22 protein-coding genes, 1 tRNA gene and 1 pseudogene are annotated in these 24,075 nt (G+C 47.2%); 9 read left to right on the forward strand and 15 right to left on the reverse strand.

Annotated features, from left to right (window positions below; all coding sequences use genetic code 11):
- Positions 1 to 7: 7 nt before the first annotated feature.
- Entirely contained in the window at positions 8 to 2,587 is a 2,580-nt protein-coding gene (locus L5M17_RS10250; RefSeq protein ID WP_263147126.1) for an immune inhibitor A domain-containing protein, read from the reverse strand.
- Between the two features lie 318 nt (positions 2,588 to 2,905).
- Positions 2,906 to 3,499, reverse strand: a complete 594-nt coding sequence (locus L5M17_RS10255) for a YhgN family NAAT transporter (protein ID WP_011848195.1) — start codon at positions 3,497 to 3,499, stop codon at positions 2,906 to 2,908.
- A 220-nt stretch (positions 3,500 to 3,719) separates the two neighbouring features.
- Between L5M17_RS10255 and L5M17_RS10260 the strand changes: the two genes are divergently transcribed.
- Together L5M17_RS10260 and L5M17_RS10265 are read left to right on the forward strand one after the other, a co-directional pair.
- The gene (locus tag L5M17_RS10260; protein WP_263147276.1) at positions 3,720 to 5,384 is read left to right on the forward strand and encodes a metal transporter; all 1,665 of its coding nucleotides are present in this window, start codon (positions 3,720 to 3,722) and stop codon (positions 5,382 to 5,384) included.
- Positions 5,385 to 5,445: 61 nt separating this feature from the next.
- On the forward strand, positions 5,446 to 6,249 hold the full coding sequence (locus L5M17_RS10265) for an NRDE family protein (RefSeq protein ID WP_263147131.1): 804 nt from the start codon (positions 5,446 to 5,448) through the stop codon (positions 6,247 to 6,249).
- Between the two features lie 39 nt (positions 6,250 to 6,288).
- On the opposite strand, the gene L5M17_RS10270 is transcribed toward L5M17_RS10265, so the two are convergent.
- Entirely contained in the window at positions 6,289 to 6,741 is a 453-nt protein-coding gene (locus tag L5M17_RS10270; RefSeq protein ID WP_105250965.1) for a YybH family protein, read from the reverse strand.
- A 133-nt stretch (positions 6,742 to 6,874) separates the two neighbouring features.
- Here L5M17_RS10270 and L5M17_RS10275 point away from each other — a divergent pair, with 133 nt between their 5' ends.
- Both L5M17_RS10275 and L5M17_RS10280 read left to right on the forward strand, forming a co-directional pair.
- A complete protein-coding gene (locus tag L5M17_RS10275; RefSeq protein ID WP_263147135.1) occupies positions 6,875 to 7,438 on the forward strand; it encodes a lysophospholipid acyltransferase family protein in 564 nt (187 codons plus the stop codon).
- A gap of 26 nt (positions 7,439 to 7,464) precedes the next feature.
- On the forward strand, positions 7,465 to 8,088 hold the full coding sequence (locus L5M17_RS10280) for a LysE family translocator (protein WP_263147137.1): 624 nt from the start codon (positions 7,465 to 7,467) through the stop codon (positions 8,086 to 8,088).
- On the opposite strand, the gene L5M17_RS10285 is transcribed toward L5M17_RS10280, so the two are convergent.
- The gene (locus tag L5M17_RS10285; protein WP_263147138.1) at positions 8,085 to 9,353 is read right to left on the reverse strand and encodes a mechanosensitive ion channel family protein; all 1,269 of its coding nucleotides are present in this window, start codon (positions 9,351 to 9,353) and stop codon (positions 8,085 to 8,087) included. The two genes, L5M17_RS10280 and L5M17_RS10285, sit on opposite strands and share 4 nt — an antisense overlap.
- Positions 9,354 to 9,562: 209 nt before the next feature.
- Between L5M17_RS10285 and L5M17_RS10290 the strand changes: the two genes are divergently transcribed.
- Positions 9,563 to 10,141: an outer membrane protein gene (locus tag L5M17_RS10290; RefSeq protein ID WP_263147141.1), complete on the forward strand. Its 579-nt coding sequence runs from the start codon at positions 9,563 to 9,565 to the stop codon at positions 10,139 to 10,141.
- A 44-nt stretch (positions 10,142 to 10,185) separates the two neighbouring features.
- Here the strand turns inward: L5M17_RS10290 and L5M17_RS10295 are convergent, their stop codons facing one another.
- A complete protein-coding gene (locus tag L5M17_RS10295; RefSeq protein WP_105250960.1) occupies positions 10,186 to 10,578 on the reverse strand; it encodes a DUF1090 domain-containing protein in 393 nt (130 codons plus the stop codon).
- 215 nt (positions 10,579 to 10,793) lie between these two features.
- On the opposite strand from L5M17_RS10295, the gene L5M17_RS10300 reads away from it, so the two are divergent.
- Entirely contained in the window at positions 10,794 to 11,423 is a 630-nt protein-coding gene (locus L5M17_RS10300; RefSeq protein WP_263147143.1) for a DUF3157 family protein, read from the forward strand.
- A 139-nt stretch (positions 11,424 to 11,562) separates the two neighbouring features.
- Positions 11,563 to 12,558: a DUF481 domain-containing protein gene (locus L5M17_RS10305; protein WP_219251715.1), complete on the forward strand. Its 996-nt coding sequence runs from the start codon at positions 11,563 to 11,565 to the stop codon at positions 12,556 to 12,558.
- Positions 12,559 to 12,561: 3 nt separating this feature from the next.
- On the opposite strand, the gene L5M17_RS10310 is transcribed toward L5M17_RS10305, so the two are convergent.
- Together L5M17_RS10310 and L5M17_RS10315 are read right to left on the reverse strand one after the other, a co-directional pair.
- Positions 12,562 to 12,993, reverse strand: a complete 432-nt coding sequence (locus tag L5M17_RS10310; protein ID WP_113941252.1) for a VOC family protein — start codon at positions 12,991 to 12,993, stop codon at positions 12,562 to 12,564.
- 18 nt (positions 12,994 to 13,011) lie between these two features.
- On the reverse strand, positions 13,012 to 13,650 hold the full coding sequence (locus L5M17_RS10315; RefSeq protein ID WP_131524607.1) for an MliC family protein: 639 nt from the start codon (positions 13,648 to 13,650) through the stop codon (positions 13,012 to 13,014).
- A 450-nt stretch (positions 13,651 to 14,100) separates the two neighbouring features.
- Here L5M17_RS10315 and L5M17_RS10320 point away from each other — a divergent pair, with 450 nt between their 5' ends.
- On the forward strand, positions 14,101 to 15,429 hold the full coding sequence (locus tag L5M17_RS10320; RefSeq protein WP_168826895.1) for a M48 family metallopeptidase: 1,329 nt from the start codon (positions 14,101 to 14,103) through the stop codon (positions 15,427 to 15,429).
- Between the two features lie 128 nt (positions 15,430 to 15,557).
- On the opposite strand, the gene yedF is transcribed toward L5M17_RS10320, so the two are convergent.
- The 3 genes from yedF to fdhD all read right to left on the reverse strand — a co-directional run bounded on the left by yedF (position 15,558) and on the right by fdhD (position 17,952).
- Positions 15,558 to 15,791 carry a sulfurtransferase-like selenium metabolism protein YedF gene (gene yedF / locus L5M17_RS10325; RefSeq protein WP_107946196.1) on the reverse strand — a complete coding sequence of 78 codons (234 nt, stop codon included), beginning with the start codon at positions 15,789 to 15,791 and terminating at the stop codon, positions 15,558 to 15,560.
- Positions 15,791 to 17,005, reverse strand: coding sequence for a selenium metabolism membrane protein YedE/FdhT (yedE, locus tag L5M17_RS10330; RefSeq protein WP_107946195.1), 1,215 nt, complete (start codon positions 17,003 to 17,005; stop codon positions 15,791 to 15,793). The genes yedF and yedE overlap by 1 nt, the downstream gene beginning before the upstream one ends.
- A gap of 110 nt (positions 17,006 to 17,115) precedes the next feature.
- Entirely contained in the window at positions 17,116 to 17,952 is an 837-nt protein-coding gene (fdhD, locus tag L5M17_RS10335) for a formate dehydrogenase accessory sulfurtransferase FdhD (protein ID WP_113941247.1), read from the reverse strand.
- Positions 17,953 to 18,093: 141 nt separating this feature from the next.
- On the opposite strand from fdhD, the gene L5M17_RS10340 reads away from it, so the two are divergent.
- A tRNA-Sec gene (locus L5M17_RS10340) sits at positions 18,094 to 18,188 on the forward strand.
- 69 nt (positions 18,189 to 18,257) lie between these two features.
- Here L5M17_RS10340 and selB read toward each other — a convergent pair.
- From selB to fdxH, 5 genes and pseudogenes are all read right to left on the reverse strand, one after another.
- Positions 18,258 to 20,105, reverse strand: a pseudogene (selB, locus tag L5M17_RS23130) (selenocysteine-specific translation elongation factor); the annotation flags it as partial.
- The gene (gene selA, locus L5M17_RS10345) at positions 20,102 to 21,523 is read right to left on the reverse strand and encodes an L-seryl-tRNA(Sec) selenium transferase (protein ID WP_263147277.1); all 1,422 of its coding nucleotides are present in this window, start codon (positions 21,521 to 21,523) and stop codon (positions 20,102 to 20,104) included. The gene selA and the pseudogene selB, both read right to left, overlap by 4 nt.
- Before the next feature lie 96 nt (positions 21,524 to 21,619).
- Entirely contained in the window at positions 21,620 to 22,525 is a 906-nt protein-coding gene (gene fdhE, locus L5M17_RS10350) for a formate dehydrogenase accessory protein FdhE (protein WP_263147150.1), read from the reverse strand.
- Positions 22,525 to 23,166, reverse strand: coding sequence for a formate dehydrogenase subunit gamma (locus L5M17_RS10355; RefSeq protein WP_006084873.1), 642 nt, complete (start codon positions 23,164 to 23,166; stop codon positions 22,525 to 22,527). The genes fdhE and L5M17_RS10355 overlap by 1 nt, the downstream gene beginning before the upstream one ends.
- Entirely contained in the window at positions 23,163 to 24,074 is a 912-nt protein-coding gene (gene fdxH, locus L5M17_RS10360) for a formate dehydrogenase subunit beta (protein WP_011982053.1), read from the reverse strand. The genes L5M17_RS10355 and fdxH overlap by 4 nt, the downstream gene beginning before the upstream one ends.
- Position 24,075: the final 1 nt, after the last annotated feature.

Below are 24,075 nucleotides of genomic sequence, written 5' to 3' on the forward strand. Positions count from 1 at the left end.
ATTTAACTTAGTGCACATTTAACTGGCGGCGCCAAGTCAATAAGCTAAGGAAGGCAAGGCTTAACCAACCTAAGCTGCCGCCACCTGAACTCTCACTGGCCGGCGGAGTTACTGGAGGCGTAACAGGTGCAACAACCGTTACCGTCGAACTGCTAATCGCCTTAGTATTTTGCGCATCTGTCACTGTAAGCTTCACAGTATAAGTGCCCGCCTTCGCATAGGTATGGATTGGCGCCGTGACAGTGCTTGTCGTGCCATCACCAAAATCCCAAGCGTAGGTTAATACTCCCATACCGCCATCAATATTACTGGTGAAGCTTACTGCTAATTGGTTGACAGTATTAGTAAAACTGACAGTTAACGGCGCTATAGCATCAGAGTTCGCATTCGCAAGACGAATAACCGCAGTACCATTATTGCTGGCTTGAGATAGTACCTGCATTGTCAACCCTAGCTGCTGCAACACCATACCTGACTGTGGCTGTAGTGGCGCGCTGTAATCTAAACTGTCATCGAACAGGCTGACAGCATCGCGATGATTGTCCTCCAAATAGAAGGTTTGATTTACTGTACTAAAGGCCGCATCACGAATTTGTACGTCGGAAGAGCGAGTGCCAATCATATTCTGGTCAGCATCAATCACGCCAATCAAGCCATGGCCAGCGTGGTCTGAAACGTTATTGTCACTATAGCTAAAATTTTCTAACCAGAGTAAAACTCCGGGATCAAAGCTTTTTGCTTTCAAACCCGCATCGACACCATTATGGCTACGCAGCTGGATAATATAACGAGACTGAGATTTGGGATCCGGACGAGAATCCTTAATCCGGCTATAGCCGTAAAACGTCATTTTATCTGCAACTTCAGCGTTATCACTATATAACTCAGTGGTATTTTGTTTAACGCTGATGTTATCGATAGTGATCCCTGACTTAGAGGTTAAATCATCGGTGACATAGTTGATCTCGACAGCAACAGATTTTCCAGAATATGCTGATAAATCATATTCTAATGTTACCCAAGCATCGCTACCATCCGCAGACGACTCGCCAGTAATAATATGACGAGCGCTATTTATCCCATTGTTCGACTTAGTGTAATTACCCGCAATGGCCACGCCATCCACTTTCACCTGCATGTAATCAAAGTCAGGCTCAATACTCCAACTGGCCTTCATACTCAGAATCAGTTTATCTGTGGTTACGGCAGATAAATTAACATTAAAAATCATGCTGTTATTCAGCATATTTCCTTGGCCAGAATAGTACTGATAACTGCCCTGATAAGGTGTTTTAAAAGGAATTAGCGTTGGAGGAAGTGGAATAGAGATCTGATTAACCGCCTGATGATTAACCGCCTCATTCAACGTCACTTCCATGCCTGATTTGGGAATGCTATCTAAGGAAATTTCACGTTCATTTAACCACTTACCTTTGTATCTTTTCTGTAGATAAGATCGAGCATAAGGACTAAAACCACTCGGCTGAGCGCCAGGAATAGCACCAGCCCAACTACCACCAGACATTAAAGACCATAGCCCCACAGGCGAACCGTCTTTCTTATCATTTTCAGAGGTATCGTACTCATCAGGCAGACCTAGATCATGGCCAAACTCGTGGGTACACACGCCCGTTGCCGCATCGATAGGCTGAATGGTATAACCGAATACTTTTTTGTTGGTACCAGTAAGCGCATAACCATTGGTTGCTTGGTCGACATAATATCGATGCGACCATATCGCACTTTCACCTAGTTTTCCGCCACCGACCTCTTCGCCTACGCTAGAGTGGAAAATCATCACATGGTCGATAATGCCATCGGGCTCATCGTAAATACCGTTACTGTTCAAATCATTTTGGTCTTCAATATCATAGCTAGCCAGCTCTGCTTCAGACATATTTGCAACAGCTTGAGATACGGCTTCTTTGACCAATTGTTCGACCTGTGAATCACTACGGGTATCTGGATCATTAGCACCATAGTATTCAGCATTTTGCGAGGCGGTATACCAGCCCTTCACATCCCCAGTAAAGGAGAAGGTTTGCCCAGAAACCGCTTGATAATATTGATACCCCGAATCTAACGTCTGCCCCTGTGGACCTTTGAAGCCCGTAGGCGAAAAGAGTAATTCCTTGTAGTGGGACGCAGGATAACTCGGGTAATACATGTCTGTATCTCCCGCTTTTAAGCCATTGTCATCATGTTTTAGATCAGCAAAATCCACTAATACTGTGAGCACTTTAACGGTTTTCTTTACATCCGCATCGGCCTGTAAACGCTGTGCAGGTGAGCGCATCATTTGCGATGATTTAGCTCTTTGTAGACGCGCATGTTCAGCTTCAACTTCGATGCGTGGCGCTTTAGGTTGTGCCAAAGTGGCGCGATGAATATAAGCTTCTATCGCCTCCTGCTTTACGCTATCACTGGCATCGGCGGCCACTTCGCCACGCTTAATCAACCAATATAAAATTCGATCTTTATTAATCACACCCGCATCTGCAGGTGTATGATTCGGAGCTGCAATACTCGCGCCGCTAATCAATGCCAACATCAGTCCAAACGCTGTTACGCCTTTTGTACTTCGCATTTTTAACATCCTTCTGTAACAGCCAACGCCATTCTATTTATTAAGACTAGTGTCTCTTTGCATTAAGACAAATTACCTTTAATGAGTAACCTACTCAGGGTTTATCCGTCTTCAAGTGATAGAGACAGATTTTTCGACATTAGCAGCACTGCACCTCAGTAACAACTTGATACACCTGTTCGCAGGTAAGATTTGCACTTTTGTCAGCAAATATTCAGCAAACCTCTGTGCTGACTCAATTCCAAGCCAAATCTCAGCCATAAAAAAAACCGCATTAACAACGTTAATACGGTTTCGTTTTGATCAAACTAGATAAAGTTAGCCAGCGGTTTTCAGATAGTTTGAAATACCGTCGAGGAACATTTGCACTGAGATCATGACCAGCACCATACCCATCAAACGCTCGACCGCTGTGAGCCCCTTTTCCCCCAGCACACGGGTGAAAAGTTTATAAAACATTAAGATCACCGCACTCGCCCCCCAAGCTGACACTAACGCTATGGTCCAATCGCCCATACGTGAGCTATCGGTATGCGCCAGTAAAATCAAGGCTGCAAGAATCGATGGGCCAGCCATCAAGGGAATAGCCATAGGCACGATAAAAGGCTCTTCTCCCGCGGCTAATCCAACGACACCACCGGGTTGGGGGAAGATCATCTTAATCGCGATCAAAAACAGAATAATACCGCCTGCAATACTCACAGATTCGGAACGAAGATTTAAGAAACTTAAAATGGCTTCACCCGCATAAAGAAAAGACAGCATGATCACTAAGGCGAAAAGTAACTCTCGGATCAGTACCTTACGACGTTTCTTGGGATCGATATGTCGCAGAATCGATGCAAAAATCGGCAAATTCCCCAAAGGGTCCATGATCAGAAACAACATTACCGCAGCAGAAAATATATCCATTTAACGTATCAACACCCAAGCCAACATAGGCCGATATTGTATAACCTTTTCTCGAGTTAGATCTGAAAGTTTCCCCGCAAAATGGCCAAAGTGAATAAAATTCTCACCTTCAAAACACAGTATAAAATGTCAGTTGAGTAAATTGCCTGCAAGTCACTGCTCACTTTGCTTTACAGCTGGTATACTATGGCGTTTTTTCAGCAAATTTTCCGTGGAATCCATGCTCTATCTTCTTGCTAGCTGTATCGCACTCTTAATTGGCCCTCTGTTTTATCGCTACTTCTCATCGAGTAGTGGCTTACAAAAGGGGCTCGATGGTTTTATATTCGTCTCATTAGGCGGATTAGTGCTGATCCACATCTTGCCAGAATTACTCGAGCATGGTGGCATGCTTGCGATCATCTTTGTACTCCTCGGCATCTGGGGGCCTACCGCCAGCGAACGCCTATTTCACCGTTATTCAGAAGTCACCCATAATTTTACGCTGTTCTTGGGTATTGGTGGCTTATTACTGCATACCATCACCGATGGCACCGCTATGGTTTTGGCGCAGCAAGACGATAACTCCATTCTGCTAGCTCTTGGTGTCATACTCCACCAATTACCCGTCGGTTTTGCAGTATGGTGGATACTAAAACCCCATCTCGGAACACGTTGGACACTCATGATCTTTGCAGCCCAGATGCTATTTACAGGCATAGGCTATTTCGCCGGTGAGCAACTACTTCCTTATTTAAATATCGATGACACTGTCTACTTACAAGCCTTTATTACTGGCACAATTCTGCATGTGGTACTACATCAACCCCATGGTCAGCATGAAAGTGATACGCAAGGCAAATATGAATACCAAGCTGGCATAGGTAGTTTGCTCGGCATCGGTTTACTCGTGATATTGCTATTAATGGATTCAGGCGGCCACGAACATGCCCACCATGATCACAGCACAGAGCAATTAATGACTTGGCTATTAAAGCTCGCACCCGTGTTGCTGCTAAGCTATGGTGCGGCTGCGCTGCGCTTTAAATTAGGTTTGACGCCGCAGGATGGCAGTTTAGCCCGCCGCTGGTTCCAACGCTTAGCAGGGCCTGAAGCCTTAGTAATCACAGCTCTACTTCTCGGTCCTTGGTTAGCGTTATTCCAATTGCTTGTAGTGTTTATTCTGAGTGCGTATTTAAGCCATGCTAACGTCACCATTACCGATCCACACACTAAATTACCCAGCAATTCACTGCGTTTCGGCTTTGCTCATTTAGTCGATCGCAGCGCACCTTGGATTTTACTTAGCCTAGTATTAGTGAATTTAATTGGCCACCCTTCAATGCCCTTAAGCAATCCATTGCTACAGGTTGTTGTGCTATTGCTTGTATTTTTACCAATGCGTTTCTGCAACTTAGGCGCCGCCGTACTCGCTCTTGCACTGGCTTATAGTGGTTGGAATCCTATCGCGATTATGATGCCGCTGATTGCAGCACCTGTGCTCAACATAGCTCAGCTTAAGTTAATGACATGGACGCAAAGGGCGATATTACTGAGTATTATTGCGCTGAGTTTAGCCGCAGCCTTACGCTTACCACTATGGTTCTCCTTATTTACCTTGCCTGAAGTCGTGAACTTAATTGCACTACTGATCCTCTCAGGGTTGTTTGCTGCCAGCTTACTGCGCTTAGGTCCACGTAAATTTTTACGCCGCTTAATGCTCAGCAAACCGGTAGCTCATGCGCATAGTCATTCGCACAGCCACGCCCATAGCCATTCCCACGAGAATACACATACTCATGAATCTAGCGCTTCGCACACAGACGAGCAGAAATCTGTTGTGACACCTAGTGCTGATAAACATGCACATGAACACGCAAAAACGGATAAGCACTCGCACCACTAACGCTGTTCATTTGTGAGCAGACAGGCTAAGTTAATCTACCTTTGGATTAATTTAGCCTGCTATGTGCATACTCTTTGTCGCCATTAATGCCCATCCTAAGTATCCCTTAATCATCTGTGCCAACCGCGATGAGTTTCATCATAGACCAACTGTGCCAGCGCATTTTTGGCCGCCGGAAGAAAACATACTCGCGGGTAAAGATCTGCAGGCCGGTGGCACTTGGTTTGGCATCAATAGACAAGGACAAATCGCAGGCGTAACCAATCTGCGCGTTCCGCAAAAGAACCCTGAAGCCATGCGGAGTCGTGGCGAGCTGATTACTATGACGCTCAACTCAGGATCGCTCGTGTGCCCTAATTGGCTCGTTGAACATAGCGACAATTATCAGCCGTTCAATCTCATCTTCGGCCAAGGTACAGACTTATATTGTTTTAACAGTATCAATAAAGACACAGTAAAACTTGCCGATGGATTTCATGCCATTAGCAATGGTGCACTCGATGATATTTGGCCGAAAATGGCGAAGGGACAGCAGGCATTAGAAGCGGCAATCAGCCAGTCCAGCAGTATAGAAGTGCAAGTACTGTTACAACTAATGAAAGACGATTCCCAGCCGCAAGATAATGAGCTGCCGAATACGGGAGTCGGGATCGAGTGGGAACGGCGTTTAGCTGCGATTTATATTCGTCACCCCGACTATGGCACCCGCTCCACCAGCATTCTGCTTGAAGATGCTGAGGGCGGTATGCATTTCACCGAAGTGAGATACGATGGCAAAGGTAGACAGCTTGGACAGCAGGATTTCCATTTAACTCTGCCCGCCGAGCCGCCCACCAAACCAGACTGTTTATTATCGCAAATCTAATTTGAACTGCTGTGCAGCACTGAGTGTAAAGGACACGGTTTAGTCTGAACTGTGGTCCATAGTGATCACCCAACGATCGTCGATTTTTTCAATCAACAGAGTAAACACGCCCGTTGGGGCATCTTTTATCCGCCGTAAATCCCAGCGCCCAACAACCATAGCGGCGTAATTACTGAGCATTTTTATTTCTTTGATAGTGAACTTCAGTTCACCAAGCGCTTCTTTATTTGGATAATTTTTCTTATAGGCAGCGAGAGTTTCTTCCCAGCCAAAACGAAACTTACCATTAGAGACAAAACGCAGTTGATCACTCTTCCAATAGCCTTGCATATAAGCATCGAGATCGCCGCGATTCCAGGCGTCTTCTTGGCCTTTAAGCATCTGCGTAATTTCATCCGTCGGCACCGCATTAACATGACAAGTCAGCAAGAGTAACAGCGCCGCAAAAACACGCTGCCAGATAACCTTGTTTAATAGTCCATTTTTCAACATAGTATCATTCCCCCACAATCAATCAGGTTAAACTGTACTATACCGAATTCAGTACAGACTATCTTGTTTAAGCCAGTTTAAAATCTAAAAAAGCTGATGATATTATTAATTTTTCGACTCTGGGCACCGAACTATGTTTACACCACTTTGCCGTTGGCTACTTAAAACTTCAGGCTGGCAGATAGAAGGCCAACTGCCCGACTGTGCTAAATACATCATCATAGTTGCGCCGCACACTAGTAACTGGGACTTCATTGTCGGCATTTTAGCCCGTGCCGCCCTAGGTATCCGCATTCACTTTCTCGGCAAACACCAACTCTTTATCCCGCCTTGGGGCTGGTTTTTCCGCGCCATTGGCGGCAGTCCGGTGGATCGGCGCAAGAATAACAACTTAGTCGATGCCGCCGTGCAGCTGTTTGAGTCAAAATCCGATTACAAGTTAGCGCTAGCGCCAGAAGGCACCCGCGGCCCAGTGACGCGCTGGAAGTGCGGCTTTTATCATATCGCCAGCAAGGCCCAAGTACCCATTACACCCGTTGGCTTAGATTTTAGCCGCCGCACTGTCGTTATCCGCACACCACTGCAACCCAGTGACGATATCGTGACCGACATGCAAGAGATTTTGAGCTTCTATCGCACCATTAAAGGCCGTCATCCCAAGGTGATCCCTGATTTTATCGCGAGTGCTAAACATTAACATTTATTCCATTTAGAGCAGCAAATATGCAACCCGAAACTTGGTTACTCTATCTCTTTGCCATTGTATTGATTGGGATTTCACCCGGTCCTATCGCTATGTTGTCTATGTCCCATGGGATCCACTTCGGCAAGATGCGCAGCATAGCCACAGGCCTTGGCAGTGTTAGCGCCGCTTTAATCTTAATGATGGCGTCAGCGGCAGGACTGGGGGCGATTATTAGCGCCTCAGAATACGGTTTTACCCTGCTCAAATGGTGCGGCGCGGCCTATTTAGTATTTTTAGGTATTAAGCTGTTATTGACGAAAAACCAAGCTCAAGCCCTTGAAGTTAGCCCGTCAGAGGGCAAAGGTACGCCTTGGCAGCTTTATAAGCAGGCGTTTCTAGTGGGGATCAGTAATCCGAAGGATTTACTGTTTTTTGCCGCGTTATTTCCGCAATTTATCAATCTTGCCGCGCCGCAATTACCGCAACTGACCATTCTTGCAGTCACTTGGGCCGTGGTGGATTTTAGCTTTGTGATGGTTTATGCCTGCATGGCCAATGTACTTGCGCCCAGCCTAAAGGCGAGCAACAAGCTGCATTGGTTTGACAGAACCAGCGGCGGTGTATTTATCACCTTAGCCGCGATTCTGCTCAGTCGAGACTAACCCTCGACCTTCACCGATTTTAAGCTGCGAATATCATTGCCGGTGGGCGCTTGGAACGCCTGCAGACCAAACTCAGGCAATATTGCAAAAACATGGTCGAAGATATCCGCTTGTATCGCCTCATAAAATGCCCAGCGAGTGTCGTTAGTGAATATATAAATCTCGATCGGTAACCCTTCAGTGGTCGGCGCTAATTGGCGTACCATTAAGGTCATTTCCTTATGGATTTTATCGTGACGCTGTAGGTATTCCTGCAGATAAGCGCGGAAAGTGCCGACGTTAGTCAAATGGCGGCCGTTCACTTTCATATCGAGATCTGACACTCTGGCATTCGACTCACGAATTTCGTTTATTTTTGCGGGGAAATATTCCTTTAAGCAATTGATCTTACTGAGACGTTCGCGCTCTTCCTCGGTCAAAAACTTTATGCTGTTGATATCGATATTGATCGCGCGTTTGATCCTGCGACCACCCGACTCAGACATACCCCGCCAGTTGCGAAACGCATCCGACACTAAGGCATAAGCAGGGATCATAGTGATGGTTTTGTCCCAGTTACGCACTTTCACTGTGGTCAGCGAGACTTCTTCTACCGCACCGTCAGCGCCGTATTTGTCCATCTGGATCCAGTCGCCTTTACTCACCATACGGTTAGCCGCTAACTGAATGCCCGCCACAAAACCTAAGATAGTGTCGCGGAACACTAACATCACAAAACCCGTTGCCACACCTAAGCCGCTGAGGAAGTACACAGGTGATTGATCGGCCAAGATTGAGATAGAAACGATAATCCCAACAAAGAATAAAAATAGCTTAGTTAACTGTACGAAACTCTTAACAGGCAAGCGCCGACTCACCAGATTCACATCTGAAATTTCATCAACCGCATCCATACCTGCATACATAGCGCGGATAATCAGCACCACTAACCAAATACTCAGTAATCGGTCGACTAGCCCGCTTAGCAGTGGATGCTCAGTCAGCGCGATTGGCACTAATAGATTAAGTACGATAGCGGGCACAAGCATGGCCAGCTTTTCAAGCACCTTATAACGCATGAATACATCGTCCCACGTCGCCTTAGAGCGCAGGATCACCATATTCACCGCACGAATCACCACGCGTCGGACAATAAAATAAGCGATGCTCGCTAACAGTAAGCAAGCAATGACCATAACTGTGGTCGATATTCCATCAGAGGGTTGGCTATCAATCCCAAAGCCCGCTAACCATGCCGAAATTTCGAGCCTTATTTCCTGATCCACAATTTCACTCCAACGTAGGCGCTAGCGCAACAAACCCATACAAAGGTAACTGCCGAGTTGACCTCGGTTAGATGTCACCCTAGAAAACACTCTAATCAAAACACAAAATATTTACAAATACTTATTTTAAAAGAGATTTTAGCATTTTGAATTGACCCCGCACACAGGAAAATGAACAATATTTCCCCTATCCCTAAGGAAACCATCCCATGTGTCGTCATTCATATACGCTAGCCTGTCTTAACATTGGACTCCTGAGCCTATGCCAACCGCTTCAAGCGGCCGAATATAGCACTTCTAAGCAATTAGTTAGGCCAGATAAATCAGACGAAACTGCCAATGCACCTTATATCGCTCTCATGCTCGATTATATTCCCGCCACAGATAATCTCTATGGCATTACAATCGCCCCCTATCATTTCGATAATAATTACCAACAATGGGGTTATTACCTAGGCTATGCCCGCAGTCGTGAAACCGATATTATCGTGCCAGAACCCGCGCAGTCCTATCGCCAAGAAAGCCTCTTCCGCTTAGGCTTAAGCTACAGCTTAACGGCAGATTTAAGCTTTTATGCCGGAGGCAGCGGCTATATCAGCACTGTGTCTTACACGAATAACATTTCACCCAAAATTGTCGATGGCAAACCCACATGGGAAGAAGATAAAACGACCCGTTGGGGCGCAGAAGCTGGGTTAAGATATCGAATCACTGAACACTTCATACTGAGTGCCGGTTATAACTCCAGCACAGAATCCACTATTTTAAGCATAGGTTACGCGGGCTAAGCTCCTAGCGATTGGGCTTGAGCTTGAACTTGGGCTTGAGCTATTTATTGCGTTAGCTCGGCTCGCGCCTTAGCAAGATCAGCCTCGACTTCGGCGACTTTATTGCGTTTCTTGTTGATTTTATCCATAGAACGACCTTCTTCTATGGCTTTGGCCAATTCGTTTTGGCGCTCGGTGAGTTTTTCCTCTAAGGCCTCAACTTTAGCGACTCGCTCGGCGTATAAGCTATCATCGTCGCAATGGGTTGAAACTTCGTCATAGGCCTTTTCAAGTCCCGCGACTTTATGCTTATTACCTGCCGCTTTTGCTTGGGCAAGTTCGGCACTAATAGCATCTAATTTCGCCGCGCAACCCACTTTCGGTGCTTCAGCAGCCAAAGTGACAGTGCTAAATGCCAATCCAATCACTAAGCCATAAATTCCATGTTTCATCTGCATCTTAATCTCCTGTTACTTTATTCATTGAGCATACCGCTCATGTACACCTATCTAATAGTGCCACAGTCAGCTAGCTCAATCTGTACTAGCGTTAAAATCTCGCCTTTAATCCACTTTATTCGTCAAAACACGACTTAGACAGTGACTAACATGCGGCAAATTGTTTATGTTAGGGCAGAATATTGACTCAGACGGATATCGGAGCCAGAAAATTAATGCACACTTCATTACGCCTTAGCGCACTTAGCTCATTGTTATTGCTAACATCATCGGTTATGGCGGCCGACGTAGCCAATATCACCCTAGAAAATGGCGCCCAAGTCAGACTCAAAGACGACTTTACCTGGGAATACGTGATCACTGAAACCAAAGCCGCGCCCAATACCCTAGCCGCTGCAGCCGTAGCAAGTGCATCGAGCAATGTTGCCAGTGTCCCAAGTGCCGCAGTTACCACTCAAACTGTTGCTGCGCCAGTCACCACATTGACCGCCACTGCGATTACCCAACCTGAGCTATTAGGCTCAACGGCAAAAGATGGGATCAAAGTCAGCTTTGCTGAAGGTCAATGGAAAGGCGACAAACTCGGACTCAGCTTCGATCTCGCCAGCACCAGCAATGAACACGTTACCTTAGTTGAAGTTGAAGCTAGCTTCTTCGCCGATAATGGTACTTTGCTCAAAACCGAAAAACTCGAAGTGTGGGAAGCCATTTTCCGTATGCCTGAGACCTATCTACGCAAAGGCGAACAGCGTAAAAGCAGCGTCATTTGGGTCGAAGGCATAGATAAATCCCAATGGCAGAAGCAGCTCATTAACCTCAAAATCACCGAAATTAACTCACGCTAACATGGCAAAGAAGTAAGGGATTGCGAACCCGTTTTCAATCCCTTATCAACACTTTTATCAAATGTTATTGCTTTGTAGAGCCTGTGTTCGAGTAGAATGACAACACTTACTCTCCCCTTATTTTGAGCCCACAAGCAAGATGCATAATCTGATATCCAATCCAGCATTGTACCTTGTTGCTACGCTCTGTAGTGTCAGCCCCTTGTGTTATGCCGACACAGTTTTTTTGCTCAATGGCGATAAAATTAGCGGTGAAATTAAAGAGTTTAACGATCAAAATCTCATCATCAACACCAGTTATACCCCTAAAATTACCATTCAACGCAGTGCCATTCTCAGCCTCGAAGTCACAGATACTAGACCTTGGAGTGTCAGTCGTTCCATACAGGACATAAGAATTCAAGCCTCTAATGAACATGGCATGGTATTAATTAATAACCAGCACACTCCCGTGAGTGAGTTGAGATTCTCGCAGCACTATGCAAACTCAGATTGGAATTTTAACGGTAGTGTAGAAACCACACTTGATGTCACCAAAAACAAGAAAAATAGTCAGAAGCTACATATCAAAGGCGATATCACAGCGGAAACCTTGCAATGGCGACATAATCTCAAGACCGAAGTGCGCTACGAAACCGAAGATGACGTGACTAAGCGCAACACCCTCGAAGGACATTATTCATTAGACTATCTACTCAATGAGCATTGGCTGTTACGTCAGGAAGATTTTTATGAAGAAGATAAACTCGGCATCGATAGCCATAGCTATTATGCAGCGCTCGGTCCTGGTTATCGCTTTTGGGGTGCTGGACGCGATAAATTAGACTTCGTCGTAACCTACAACCATTTTTGGCTTGAACAACAGTCCTTTAAACTAGAACTAAATGCTTGGGCGGCCTCACTTAACTATAAACAATATTGGTTTGGTGGCATTTTAGAGTCCTATGCCGATCTGCAAATTGCCTTCCCAGATATGCCTTCGATTGATTACATCTCAAACTCGACAGTAGGACTTAAATATCTGCTAACTCAGCGGATTTATTTGTCATTTAAATATGACTTCAATGACACTAAAACAGTGATAGGCAATACGAGAGATACCAGCTACACCTTAGGATTAGGGGTTAATTTCTAATCCTCACTCCCGATACGCTAACCTGTGTGCCATAGGATGCTCATCATTCAATTGCAGTAAATCCCATAAGTTACCGTAGAGATCTTTAAACACAGCGACTATGCCATAGTCTTGTTCTTGCGGCTCGCGCGCAAACTCCACGCCATCGGCGACCATACGGCGATAATCACGCCAAAAGTCATCGGTATTTAAAAATAAAAACACCCGACCACCCGCCTGATTACCGATAAAATCGAACTGCTCAGGTTTAGACGCCCGCGCTAACAAGATAGACGCGCCCTTAGAACCCGGTGGGGCAACAACGACCCAGCGCTTATCTTGCTCGGCTTGATAAGTGTCTTCAACTAATTCGAATTTTAATTTATTCACATAAAAATCAATCGCCTCGTCGTAATCTCTTACGACTAAGGCGATATGCACGAGAGCTTGTTTCATGGCGACCTTAAATCAATCCTATTTAGTCACCAGTTTACAGGTCATTTCTGGTGCTTCGTAGCCCCAAACTACTTTAGCTTCGCCTTGATGTTCCCATAGGCTTTCATTGCGGCCTTGATACTTAGCGCCGCTGCCGCTGGGTTGCACAAACATTAATGAAGTACTATCACCATGTTCAGCAATCAGGGTGGCAGGTTCGGTTTTAAAATAAGTCACCACTACTTCGTTAGCTGGATTGCCGTCACAGGCATAAAACACTGGGCCGGTCATGTCGACTAAACGATATTGTGCCTGCAGTTCGGCAATGCGGGTTTGATAGCTAGATTCAATACACGCGTGCTTATCGTCGCTCTTCCAGCATTCATTACGGCCTTTCACCCAACCACGTTGCATCGCCTTTAAAGTAGGAGGTTGTTCATTCTTCGCTTTTTCAAGCGCTTGGCTATAAACCTTAGCTAACTGATTATCAAGTTGGTTCAGCCCCGCATCCTTACAGACCATGTCTTCAATACTGCCAGCATTCACTTTCGTGCAGTCAAAAGAAGGTGCGTTAGCCGCCATTACTCCCGCACTTAACGCGCTAACCATCACGCCTGCGGCACAATACCATTTGAAACCCAATCGATTACTTATCATCTTATTTGTTAACTTAGCCATCTCAATTCCTTTGTATTTCTGTGGTTTGTTTCAACGCTTGCCATAACTAACCCTATATAGGCTTAACCGAGCCTGACTCAAAGCACTATGCCTTGAAGAACCATGCCTTAAAGTGCACTCATAGTGATGTGATTTACTTTTATCTCGGTTCTAACAAGACTTAACCCTCAGCCGATATGCTGCGAAAACACCTAATTCTAGTGCGCTGCGAGGAAAATGCCCAGAGACTAAGAGCCACTTACCAATCTGTGTCCGCCTGCATAATCGGACTCTCTAGCGCCAAAAAACCACAAAATCCTGATGAAATCGACCTACTCCAATTTGCGCATAGCTGATTAAACTGAATGTCAAAACGGTTAATTTTTTGCTTTGCACACGATAGTGGTTGAATTTTCGAGTAAAATTGACTACTTTCACGCCGTTTGTCTCTTCACAAGGAAAAGGATCAACATGGAACAAGTTATTACCGCAGGGAACGAGAATCCCATTCAAATGACAGATATTGTCTATTCGAAGGAAAAATCGCTGTTCACTCTGTTAGCTATTATTTCTGGGATCGTCTGGGCGGCATTGATCATAGGCACTTTTGGCATGGCGCTGCTCTATGTGTTGATGTTTTTCATTATTTATCTCTTTAGCCACTCCGCCTTTATCAGCTACTTAAAAGGCACGGCTGTCGAAATCAATGCAGAGCAATTTCCTGAATTACATAAACAATATTTAGCGTGTTGCGAACGTTTAGAAATGCGCGAGCCACCACGCGCTTACTTATTGGCAGCTGATGGCATGTTAAACGCACTGGCGACACGCTTCCTCGGTCGCAACTATATAGTGCTATTTTCATCGATTGTGGATGCGCTTGAGTCAGATAAAGATGCGCTCAACTTCTATATCGGCCACGAGTTAGGCCATATTCGCCGCAATCATATAGGTAAAGCGCCCTTCTTAGTCTTCGCCACTTGGTTACCTTTAGTAGGTGCGGCTTATTCTCGCGCCTGTGAATATACCTGCGATCTCCACGGATTACGTTGCTGCAACAGCTTACGTTCAGCCACAAATGCCGTTGCTGTGTTAGCCGCTGGTGTCGAGCAATGGAAACGTATGAATGTGGATCAATATATCCGCCAAGCCAGTGAGTCGAGTGGTTTTTGGATGTCGCTGCACGAGCTTAATGGCAGCTATCCTTGGTTGACCAAGCGCATGGCAAGAGTCCAAGCCAAAGCACAAGGAGTGGAATATGCACCGCCATCACGCAGTGCATGGGCCTATGTACTCAGCTTCTTTATGCCACGTTTAGGCACAGCAGGCGGTGGATTGATAATCTTCGCTGCGATTATTGGTATTGCTGCAGCAGTCGCGTTGCCAGCGTATAAGGACTATCAAGAGAAAATGGGTGCCACCACGAGTTATGAGGCACCAACCACGACCGAAGCCACACCAGCAGCATTGAATGTACCCGATGCGGCACTGGCCATTGCCAGTATCGACCAGCAACATCAAGCACTGGCACCGATCACTGACATCTTAGTCGGTTACTATCAAACCAACAAAGCTTGGCCAACCGAATTGGATGTGCTTGGACTCACGGACGAGCAGATTGCGACATTTAATCTGTACACAGATGGCATAGTCGGTTTTATAGGAAGCGAAGCACTCGGGGATTATCAAGGCTATGAAGTCTATCTATCGCCTCAAGTTGATGAGCAAAATAATATCACTTGGGTTTGCAGCAGCAACGGTATTCCGGATGAATATCTGCCAGTAGATTGCCAAGGCTAATCCTGAATTTGCCCAATTAGCTGAAAGAAACTTTTACTGAGGAAGCTAATTGTATTTCCTGAGGAAATAGTAAAAAGCACAAACATAAGTTTGTGCTTTTTTGTTTTCATAATCGCGAAGGTTAGTGATTAACGCTGGATCAGATAACGAATAGTCGGACCATTCTGCTCAATTTCCAGCACTTTATAACCATGATTTTTAGCGTCAAGGGGAATGTTGTTAATAGACTGCGGGCAGTCACTAATCACCTCGAGAATTTCACCGGGCTTTAACTTTGGCATAGCCTCAAGGGTAGCCACTGCGGGATAAGGGCAAGGTTCACCCACCATATCGAGTTGATAATCTGGAATATATTGAGCCATTACGCCGCCTCCGCTAGCAATTGTTCATCACGCTTCGCCTTACGAGCAAAGAAACGTTTCTCCCACAGCAACATAGCGCCAAAGGAGAGCCCCAGCAGCACATAGGTCAGCAATAATCCGCCTTTATCGCCAAAGCTGGTCAGTAAATTAACTTTGTCCCAGTTCGTTGCTAATGGCTGAGCGATATCATCCCAGTAATACGCCAGTAAGGTTGAACCCAACACGTTACCTAAGCCCACCCACCAGAAATGTACTTGGCCTTCGACTGCACGATACATCCAACCCGTTTCACAACCACCAGCCAGTACAATACCAAAACCAAACAGTAAGCCGCCGATCACCGCATTAGGGCCAGCCCACATGATCTTAGGTGGCACACCCAGTTGCACATAGCTGTAAATGCCTATCGCACTGACCGCCATGCCTAAGATAATCGCCTTCGCCATGTGAGTACGACCAGTGATCCACATATCGCGAAACGCTGAGGTAAAGCAGATTTGGGCCCGTTCGATTAATAAACCAAAACCAACACCACAGAGCATAGCAATGCCGAGTTTTGGCGCATTGAACATAGTCAATAACCCCCAACCGACGATGCCTACAAACACCAGCATACCGATACGGAAACGACGTCTAGCTTGGTTTTCGTCCTGCTTGATTGAAGTCGCTTTATTTACCTTTTTCAGTTTTATCGGAATACGGAACATCGGCAGTAAGGTAAATCTTGCACCAAAGTAAGAGCCTGCTGCGGTCGCCAAAGCAAAGAACCAAGCATGTAAAGAGAACTGCGGAATACCCGTGAAGAAGGCGGCAAGGTTACAACCCATAGCTAAACGGGCACCAAAGCCAGCAATAATGCCGCCGATCAGTGCCTGAGCAATACGGATACGGCTCTGTGGCATACGCAGTTTGACGTTATTGGCCCAAAGCGCAGCAGCAATACAACCACCAAACATACCGATAATCATCATGCCGTCGATACGATCTAGAGGAGAGCCCTGCAGACCTATCACTTTGAAATAACCCCAAGTTTCTGGTTCTGCACCTAAAAACTGCAGTAAATGACCACCCCAACGAGTGAATTCCCCAGTAACAGCCCAGAAGGTTCCGGTCAAACCAAAATAGTAAGTAGAAAGGATACCTGCAGCGATAACCGCTGGCATAGGCGCCCAAAAACGGACCAAATATTCTTGTTTAAATTGTTGCCATGTCATGTCATTACCCTAATGAACGAGACTATAAAAAATAAGCGCAATACGCTTATAACCTGTGTGCCAGAATGATTGAAGTCGTTCGACAACCTCAATCTCAAGTGGCCTCACGCTTAAATGGCTTTAGCTAAGCTGACACACTGCTGCCCCAACAGGCGATAACCGTGGGTGTAAAGCGTTGCCCTGCCATTACGGCAAAAACCGATAAGCGTGATATTGCTTTTCTCTGCTAATTCCAACGCCAGTGAAGTCACGGCGGACATAGCAAACAGAATTTGGATATTGGCACTAGCGGCCTTTTGCACCATCTCAAAACTCGCGCGACTGGTGAGCAATACGGCCACTGGACGTTCCACATTGTGAGCGGAAAAGGCGCCAATTAGCTTGTCTAGTGCGATATGCCTGCCTATATCCTCATAGGCGGCGATGATCTGTCCTTGATGGTTAAGCCCCATGGCCGCATGAGTGGCGCCCGTCAGCTTAAAATGTTGTTGATTATCTTGAATTTGCCCAAGTGCAACCTGTAAGTGTTCGATATCGAATCTGGCATCTGAGTCCACCCGCATCACAGGCTTGACGGCCTCTTCGAGCTGGGCAACACCGCACAATCCACAACCTGTGCGCCCCGCCATATTGCGCCTTTGTTGCTTGAGTTCCATAAAGCATCGTTGGTTGATTTCCACTTGGATCAACACGCCTTCACTGGTGAACTCGAGCTCCACCCCTTTGATATCATTGATATGGGAAACGATACGTTCAGATAACGTAAAACCAATAGCGAAGGCTTCTAAATCTTGAGGGCTCGCCAACATCACGGTATGCGCTATGCCGTTATAGACCAGTGCGACCCGCACTTCATTAGCTAAGTAGTCTGTCAGCTCAGATGCGTGCCCATGTTCTAACAAGATCACGTTTCTTTCTGTCACCACTTCATGTGAATGATATTCCATAGCGCCCCTTTAAAACTATAAAACCAAATAAAAACAATTAGTTTGATGACAATTTAAGACTTGTATCACAAACCCATAAACTAAATAAGAATCGCCTTGAATCATCTTTACGCATTTTCTACTATCCCTAGGTCTTCTATTGGAAGAACGTCGTCTCCGGTGAGGCGTCCGGATTTCAAATCCGGGTAGGGCTGCCAGCAGTCCTGGGTAGGTTCGACTCCTATGTTCTTCCGCCAATTCTCATGGGAAAAAAACAACTCCGCATCCCGAACTTCTCGGCTATTACTGCGATACTTCCTACGGGTAAAACCACTTCTGTCAAAGAACTCAAGCAGTTGAATACTCACCTTACGCCCAAGCCCAACCATATCTTTAAATTCTGCCGTTTCGAGCTTGCCGTGTTCTGCAATATGAGTACGCACTAAGCTGGCGTAGTAACAGATTTGCTCGCTGAGCAAATATCTGTCCTTCACCACAGCAGTAATAAATCCCTGCTGCACCAGCTGGAAACACAGCAGCCTTAATTTGGCAGGTTCTAGCGCAAGGTATTCGCCCATTTCGGTGACCCATACAGGGGCTGTTTGCTGTGCCAGCCAAGGCGCAAGCGCCTGCCAACAATGCTGCGCCTCAGCATCTAGCACTATTTTGTGTTCAGCGAGCTGCAACAAGGCACCACGCAGCACCATGCGACCTTCTTGGCAAAGCGTATCGAGCACTTTATTGGCTAATTCGGGCGGCAAAGCGCTATGGCTCATGCGTTGCAGGCGATTACATCCAAGCCCAAGTTGGTCAGGATACTGTTGATGGAACTCGTGAAGTAAAGTAATAAACTGTTGTTTTTCTTGCTCAAGTAAACTTGTCGCTATAGCAAATGCCCCAAAACGGACTAAACCCGCTTGGGCTAACAGCATAGCCAGCCCTTCGTCAGTTAATTGCCAACGCCACGCGATTTCATCAAGCTCTAGCGCCTGAGTTTGGCCGAGTAAAGCCACCACATGGGCAGGATTATCCAAGCGTGCTAATTGCAGTAATCTCGCGACTCGTTCAGGCGTACGTTTCTTACGATTAGGGACTTTCAGCGCCAACACTCGCCCCGCACCTAAAGTCTGTTTGCCCCCAATGTGTCGCAGGACAATTCGATCGTCTTGGCATAGGAGTAGCGGCTTTTCGAGTACCAACTCCGCCAGACAGAAGCCTTCTTCATCAGCTTCATTTAACAGGGAAACTCGACCTAAAGTATGATCAGCGCCATGGTGACAGTGGACATTTTGCCAATGCACCAATGACTCACTGCCTAAAAAATCGAAGGCTCGAATGTGCACAACGGGGCGGCTACAGAGCTCGGCTTGAGGCAAACTGCTCAGCCAATCGCCACGCTCTGGCTCCCTATGGTTATCGACACCCGTTAAATTGAGTGCTACGCGTGTACCCGTAACAGCCCTTTGGGCTTCTTGTCCCTGACAATGTATGCCTCGCACTCTGAGTTTGGCCTTTTGCCCTGAGCTAAAAAGACTATCCCCCACACATACGCTGCCGCTGATCACTGTGCCAGTTACGACACAACCCGCACCTTTAACACTAAAGGCGCGATCGAGCGTCATCCTAAAGCTGCTGGCATCCTCCGCCCGCTTTGACTCTTGCTCACCTAAATCAAGAATATGCGCCTTCAGCGCCGCCACACCATTGGATGCTAAGTCGGCGGTGCCATTCGCCGACACTTCAAAAACACCACTGGCCTCAATGCCATACTCGGCGAGCAAAGTGAGTCCATCGGCGACAAGCTGTGCCGCCGTGCCACTATCAACTAAATCCCGCTTAGTTAGCACTAAGGTCAAACTGTGCAAAGGTAAGAGCGCAAGAATTTGCAGATGCTGACGGGTTTGCGGCATTACGCCATCGTCACAGGCCATCACCAACAGGGCGTGTCGAGCATGACTCACGCCCACCAGCATGTTGTTGATAAATTTTTCGTGGCCGGGCACATCAATAAAAGCAAGCCGCGAACCATCTCGAAGTGGCATAAACGCATAGCCAAGATCGATCGTCATACCACGGCGTTTTTCCTCCGGCAGACGATCGGTATTCATCCCAGTCAAAGCGCGAATAAGCGTACTCTTGCCATGATCGACATGACCCGCAGTCACAATGATCACAACTGCACACCTAACGTACTCAACTCGGCGAGGAGTTCAGCTTCACTATCAAGACCGCGCAGATCTAACCTGAGTTGGTCCTGACTCATGCGGCCTATGATAGGCCGTGCCGCCTGCTTAAAATGTTGCTCTAATAGGCTTAAACTGCCACCATTGAGTGCGGTAAAACACAGCGCCACTGAGGGTAAAAAAGTATCGGGCTGCGAGCCACTGCCGACCTGTGTTTGGCACTCGACTAACTCAATGCGATAACAAGGTTCAAAGTGTGGAACCAAAGCTTGCTGTAAGCGACGACCAATCTGCCATAACGCCTCTTGGCTACGGGCAAATTTCGCCATAATAGGCAGCTCAATGTCTAAGGTTTCAGGGTTAAGATAGTGGATCAATGTCGCTTCTAACGCCGCCAAAATCAGCTTATCGCAACGCAGGGCGCGCTTTAGTGGATGACTCTGTAACTTCTTAATCAGCGACTGTTTGCCAACGATCAAACCAGACTGAGGGCCACCCAATAGTTTATCGCCGGAAAAACTGACTAGATCGACTCCATCGGCTAGCATGGCTTGGGGCGTAGGTTCTTGCTTTAGACCAAAGCGGCGCAGATCAGTCAGTGAACCGCTGCCAAGATCTGAAATGAGTGATATGCCACGCTCACGGCATAACTGACCCAGCCTTGCCTCCTCCACTGCGGCAGTAAAACCACTAATATGATAATTACTGGTGTGGACCTTCATTATCGCAGCGGTATTTTCAGTAATGGCCTGCTCATAATCCTTAAGGTGAGTCCGATTGGTGCTGCCGACCTCGACTAAGGTGCAGCCCGCTTGGCGCATAATGTCAGGGATGCGAAACGCGCCGCCAATTTCCACCAACTCACCACGGGAGACTATGACTTCTTTCCCCGCAGCCACCGCTGACAGCATCAACAACACAGCTGCGGCATTGTTATTCACAACACAACAAGCCTCGGCACCCGTTAAGCGCTGGATTAAAGCACTGATCGCATTATCCCTGTGACCACGTTCACCAGCCGCAAGCTCAAACTCCAGCGGTGTGGGGTAGCGCATAACAGAAGTGACAGCTCGAATTGCCGCTTCTGACTGCTGCGCTCGGCCAAGGTTGGTATGCAATATGGTGCCAGTGAGATTCCACACAGGTTTTAAGCTGTGGCTGTAATCATTAGACAGTTGATCAACCAAACATCTGTGCAATTGCGCAAGATCGCCACACCATGTCGGCAAACGGTGCTCGCGGCCGATTAAGCTGCGCGCCGCCTTTAACTGGGTATCCAGTGCGGCCTTTACTGCCGCTTTGCCGTAGGACTGCTGCAATACCACAAAACTAGGCTCTGCAAGTAGGCTATCCATTGAAGGCAAAGCTCGGTACAGAACTTGTAGTGTTTCAGGTGCTTGGGTCATCATCTGTGCCATTTTGTTTATATTATTGCCATTGGTTTATAAAAAGCAGGAAGGGATCAGCAACCCGACTCCCTCCCGCATTTGTTTAAGCTATGTGGCTTACGTGGTTTCATGGGCCAGTAGCAGTGGGTTCAGTGTTGTTGCACCAAAGCCCTTAGCATTTAGCTCACTGTCTAACATCAAGGTTGCGAGATCGTCTGCCGCCACATCCATAGACGGCGAGTTTTCGACGAACATCATCTTGGTATAGCCATGACATTCATCGCAGCTTTCGATCCGCACTTGAGCCTTGGCATCATCTAGCGACCAAATCGTCATCTCTTTGTCCTGACCGCAACTGGTGCAATGGGCGCGAATGTAATGCCACTCGCTTTCACACAAACTGCAATGCAGATAGCGCAAACCAGCACGGGGCTGATCGACTATCACGCTCGCCACGGGATGACATCCACATACGGGGCACATACTCTGCTGCGCCACCTTGCACGGATCCATCCGCTTGATGACCATAGGTGCCCAATGCGACCAATAAACGCCCATCGCCGCCCAGATGAATAAGCTAAAACGGGCAGGCACTTCACTGACATGCCCTTGGCGTAGTGAACGCCCCCACGAACTCAGTTGCTCGGGTGATTGCTGCATCAACAAACGCACTACCCGAGCTATGGATTCATCCACCTGCGGCAACAAATCACTTAACAGTTGCTGTAGCAGTCCTTGCCAATAGCTATCTGCCTCTGAGCCCAACAGGGAAAGCGGAGTCGCCTCATCTTTCCCCCAAGCGAGAAGCTTACCGAAGTCAGCCTCCTGCGCTAACCTGGCCTGTATAGAGACCAGACGGCGGCACAGCTCAAAGTAGTCAGCCAGCGGCGAGTCCTTGGCCAATGACAGCAAACGATGTGCCCTTCTGTGATACACAACTTGGGGATCTGCCGCTTTTAACGGTTTTAGTTCCAGCGGCGATTCGCTGCCGGGGACCAGAGGTATCTCGGCTGTATGACTCATTATTTTTTCTCCACGTCCGAATGTTCATCCAACATCACTGGGTGATGTTTACGGCACCAAGCCTTAGAGACTTTGCCGTAAAGCATGCCCGTTACCGACCCTTCCACCCACGTCGCCATCCAGAAATGCACCATCACAAAAATCAACATGATGAGCGCACAAATGGCGTGTAACAGAATGGCCCAACCCACCACAGTGGCGGAGAAATAAGGCGCAAAATAAGGCTGCCACATGATGATCCCCGTCACGGTTAAAGTGACAGACGTCAGTACAAAGGCGCGAAACAATACCTTTTGCCCTGGATTGTAATGACCGATAGGCGGGATTTTCTCCTCGTTCTCGAACATCACATCCTTAATGGCGAGCATCCAAGCGAGGTCGTGTTTTTCCCATTTGTTGTGTTTGTAGTAACGCACCAACATCAACATCAGCGGTAGACACATCATCAAGCCCGCAATGGGATGAATGAACTTCGCCAATTGCGGTGTGCCCGCTATCGCCCCCAACCATTGAAACGACGGATAAAAGAAGGAAAAGCCAGTGAGAAAGGTCACTAGACCAACCGCCACAATGAACCAATGACAGATGCGATCGAACAGCTTGTGACGCACTATCATTTCTTGCTTATCATGCTTGCTCATTTGTCGCCCTCCTCTTCCTGCTTAGCCTCTTCCTCTGGCGGTTGATAACCCGGCTGGTCCTCTTCCACTATGTTGCGACCGACGGTAATCTTATGCAGACAAGCGACAGCGGCAGTGGCAAGAATGCCCATAGTGCCTAAAGGTTTGACCCAGTCTTGCCACAGAGTCAGTGACAGCGGGATCTGCGGGTTATCAGGCATGTTGTAGCTTTCGGGCTGATTGATATCGTGCAATATCATCATCATACCCGTACCACCTACGCCCTCAGGGTTATAAAGTCCTGCCTTAGCAAAGCCCCTTTCCTTCAGTTCTTCGACCCGTTTTTGCGAGTAAAACAACATGTCCTCACGGGTGCCAAAACGCAGCGCTCCTGTGGTACAGGACTTAACACAGGAAGGTTCCAATCCCACGGCCAAACGGTCAGAGCACATAGTGCACTTGTAGGCCTTGTTATCCTTAGGATCGATTTTGGGCACATCAAAGGGACAAGCACTGGCGCAATAACCGCAGCCGATACATTTGTCCGAATCGAAGTCCACCACACCATTGGCGTGCTGGATAATCGCGCCCGAGGTCGAACAGGCCGTTAAGCAGGCAGGGTCAGCACAGTGCATACAGGCCGAGTGGGTAAATTGCCAACGCAGCTTGTTGCTTTCCATCACCTCATGGAACTCCATCAGGGTCCAACATTGGCCCGATAGCGACATAGGGTTTTGGTAACTGCCTTGGAAGGTGCCCACCTCTTCCCGTAAATCATTCCACTCAGAACACGCCACTTGGCAGGCTTTACAGCCATTACACTTAGTGGCGTCGAACAGCTTAGCGACCTTTTCTGACGAATTACGCCCCTTTGCCGCAGGCGTCACCGCTGAAGTACCGGAGCGGCGGATAATGTCTTGTGATGCCATA

The sequence above is a fragment of the Shewanella sp. SW24 genome (assembly GCF_025653395.1).
Lineage (GTDB): Bacteria > Pseudomonadota > Gammaproteobacteria > Enterobacterales > Shewanellaceae > Shewanella > Shewanella oncorhynchi.

Excerpts from the sequence above, each read along its gene's own strand:
- L5M17_RS10250 (WP_263147126.1), bottom strand. The coding sequence starts at position 2,587 with ATGCGAAGTACAAAAGGCGTAACAGCGTTTGGACTGATGTTGGCATTG.
- L5M17_RS10255 (WP_011848195.1), bottom strand. The coding sequence starts at position 3,499 with ATGGATATATTTTCTGCTGCGGTAATGTTGTTTCTGATCATGGACCCT.
- L5M17_RS10260 (WP_263147276.1), top strand. The coding sequence starts at position 3,720 with ATGCTCTATCTTCTTGCTAGCTGTATCGCACTCTTAATTGGCCCTCTG.
- L5M17_RS10265 (WP_263147131.1), top strand. The coding sequence starts at position 5,446 with ATGTGCATACTCTTTGTCGCCATTAATGCCCATCCTAAGTATCCCTTA.
- L5M17_RS10270 (WP_105250965.1), bottom strand. The coding sequence starts at position 6,741 with ATGTTGAAAAATGGACTATTAAACAAGGTTATCTGGCAGCGTGTTTTT.
- L5M17_RS10275 (WP_263147135.1), top strand. The coding sequence starts at position 6,875 with ATGTTTACACCACTTTGCCGTTGGCTACTTAAAACTTCAGGCTGGCAG.
- L5M17_RS10280 (WP_263147137.1), top strand. The coding sequence starts at position 7,465 with ATGCAACCCGAAACTTGGTTACTCTATCTCTTTGCCATTGTATTGATT.
- L5M17_RS10290 (WP_263147141.1), top strand. The coding sequence starts at position 9,563 with ATGTGTCGTCATTCATATACGCTAGCCTGTCTTAACATTGGACTCCTG.
- L5M17_RS10295 (WP_105250960.1), bottom strand. The coding sequence starts at position 10,578 with ATGCAGATGAAACATGGAATTTATGGCTTAGTGATTGGATTGGCATTT.
- L5M17_RS10300 (WP_263147143.1), top strand. The coding sequence starts at position 10,794 with ATGCACACTTCATTACGCCTTAGCGCACTTAGCTCATTGTTATTGCTA.
- L5M17_RS10305 (WP_219251715.1), top strand. The coding sequence starts at position 11,563 with ATGCATAATCTGATATCCAATCCAGCATTGTACCTTGTTGCTACGCTC.
- L5M17_RS10310 (WP_113941252.1), bottom strand. The coding sequence starts at position 12,993 with ATGAAACAAGCTCTCGTGCATATCGCCTTAGTCGTAAGAGATTACGAC.
- L5M17_RS10315 (WP_131524607.1), bottom strand. The coding sequence starts at position 13,650 with ATGGCTAAGTTAACAAATAAGATGATAAGTAATCGATTGGGTTTCAAA.
- L5M17_RS10320 (WP_168826895.1), top strand. The coding sequence starts at position 14,101 with ATGGAACAAGTTATTACCGCAGGGAACGAGAATCCCATTCAAATGACA.
- yedF (WP_107946196.1), bottom strand. The coding sequence starts at position 15,791 with ATGGCTCAATATATTCCAGATTATCAACTCGATATGGTGGGTGAACCT.
- yedE (WP_107946195.1), bottom strand. The coding sequence starts at position 17,005 with ATGACATGGCAACAATTTAAACAAGAATATTTGGTCCGTTTTTGGGCG.
- fdhD (WP_113941247.1), bottom strand. The coding sequence starts at position 17,952 with ATGGAATATCATTCACATGAAGTGGTGACAGAAAGAAACGTGATCTTG.
- selA (WP_263147277.1), bottom strand. The coding sequence starts at position 21,523 with ATGATGACCCAAGCACCTGAAACACTACAAGTTCTGTACCGAGCTTTG.
- fdhE (WP_263147150.1), bottom strand. The coding sequence starts at position 22,525 with ATGAGTCATACAGCCGAGATACCTCTGGTCCCCGGCAGCGAATCGCCG.
- L5M17_RS10355 (WP_006084873.1), bottom strand. The coding sequence starts at position 23,166 with ATGAGCAAGCATGATAAGCAAGAAATGATAGTGCGTCACAAGCTGTTC.
- fdxH (WP_011982053.1), bottom strand. The coding sequence starts at position 24,074 with ATGGCATCACAAGACATTATCCGCCGCTCCGGTACTTCAGCGGTGACG.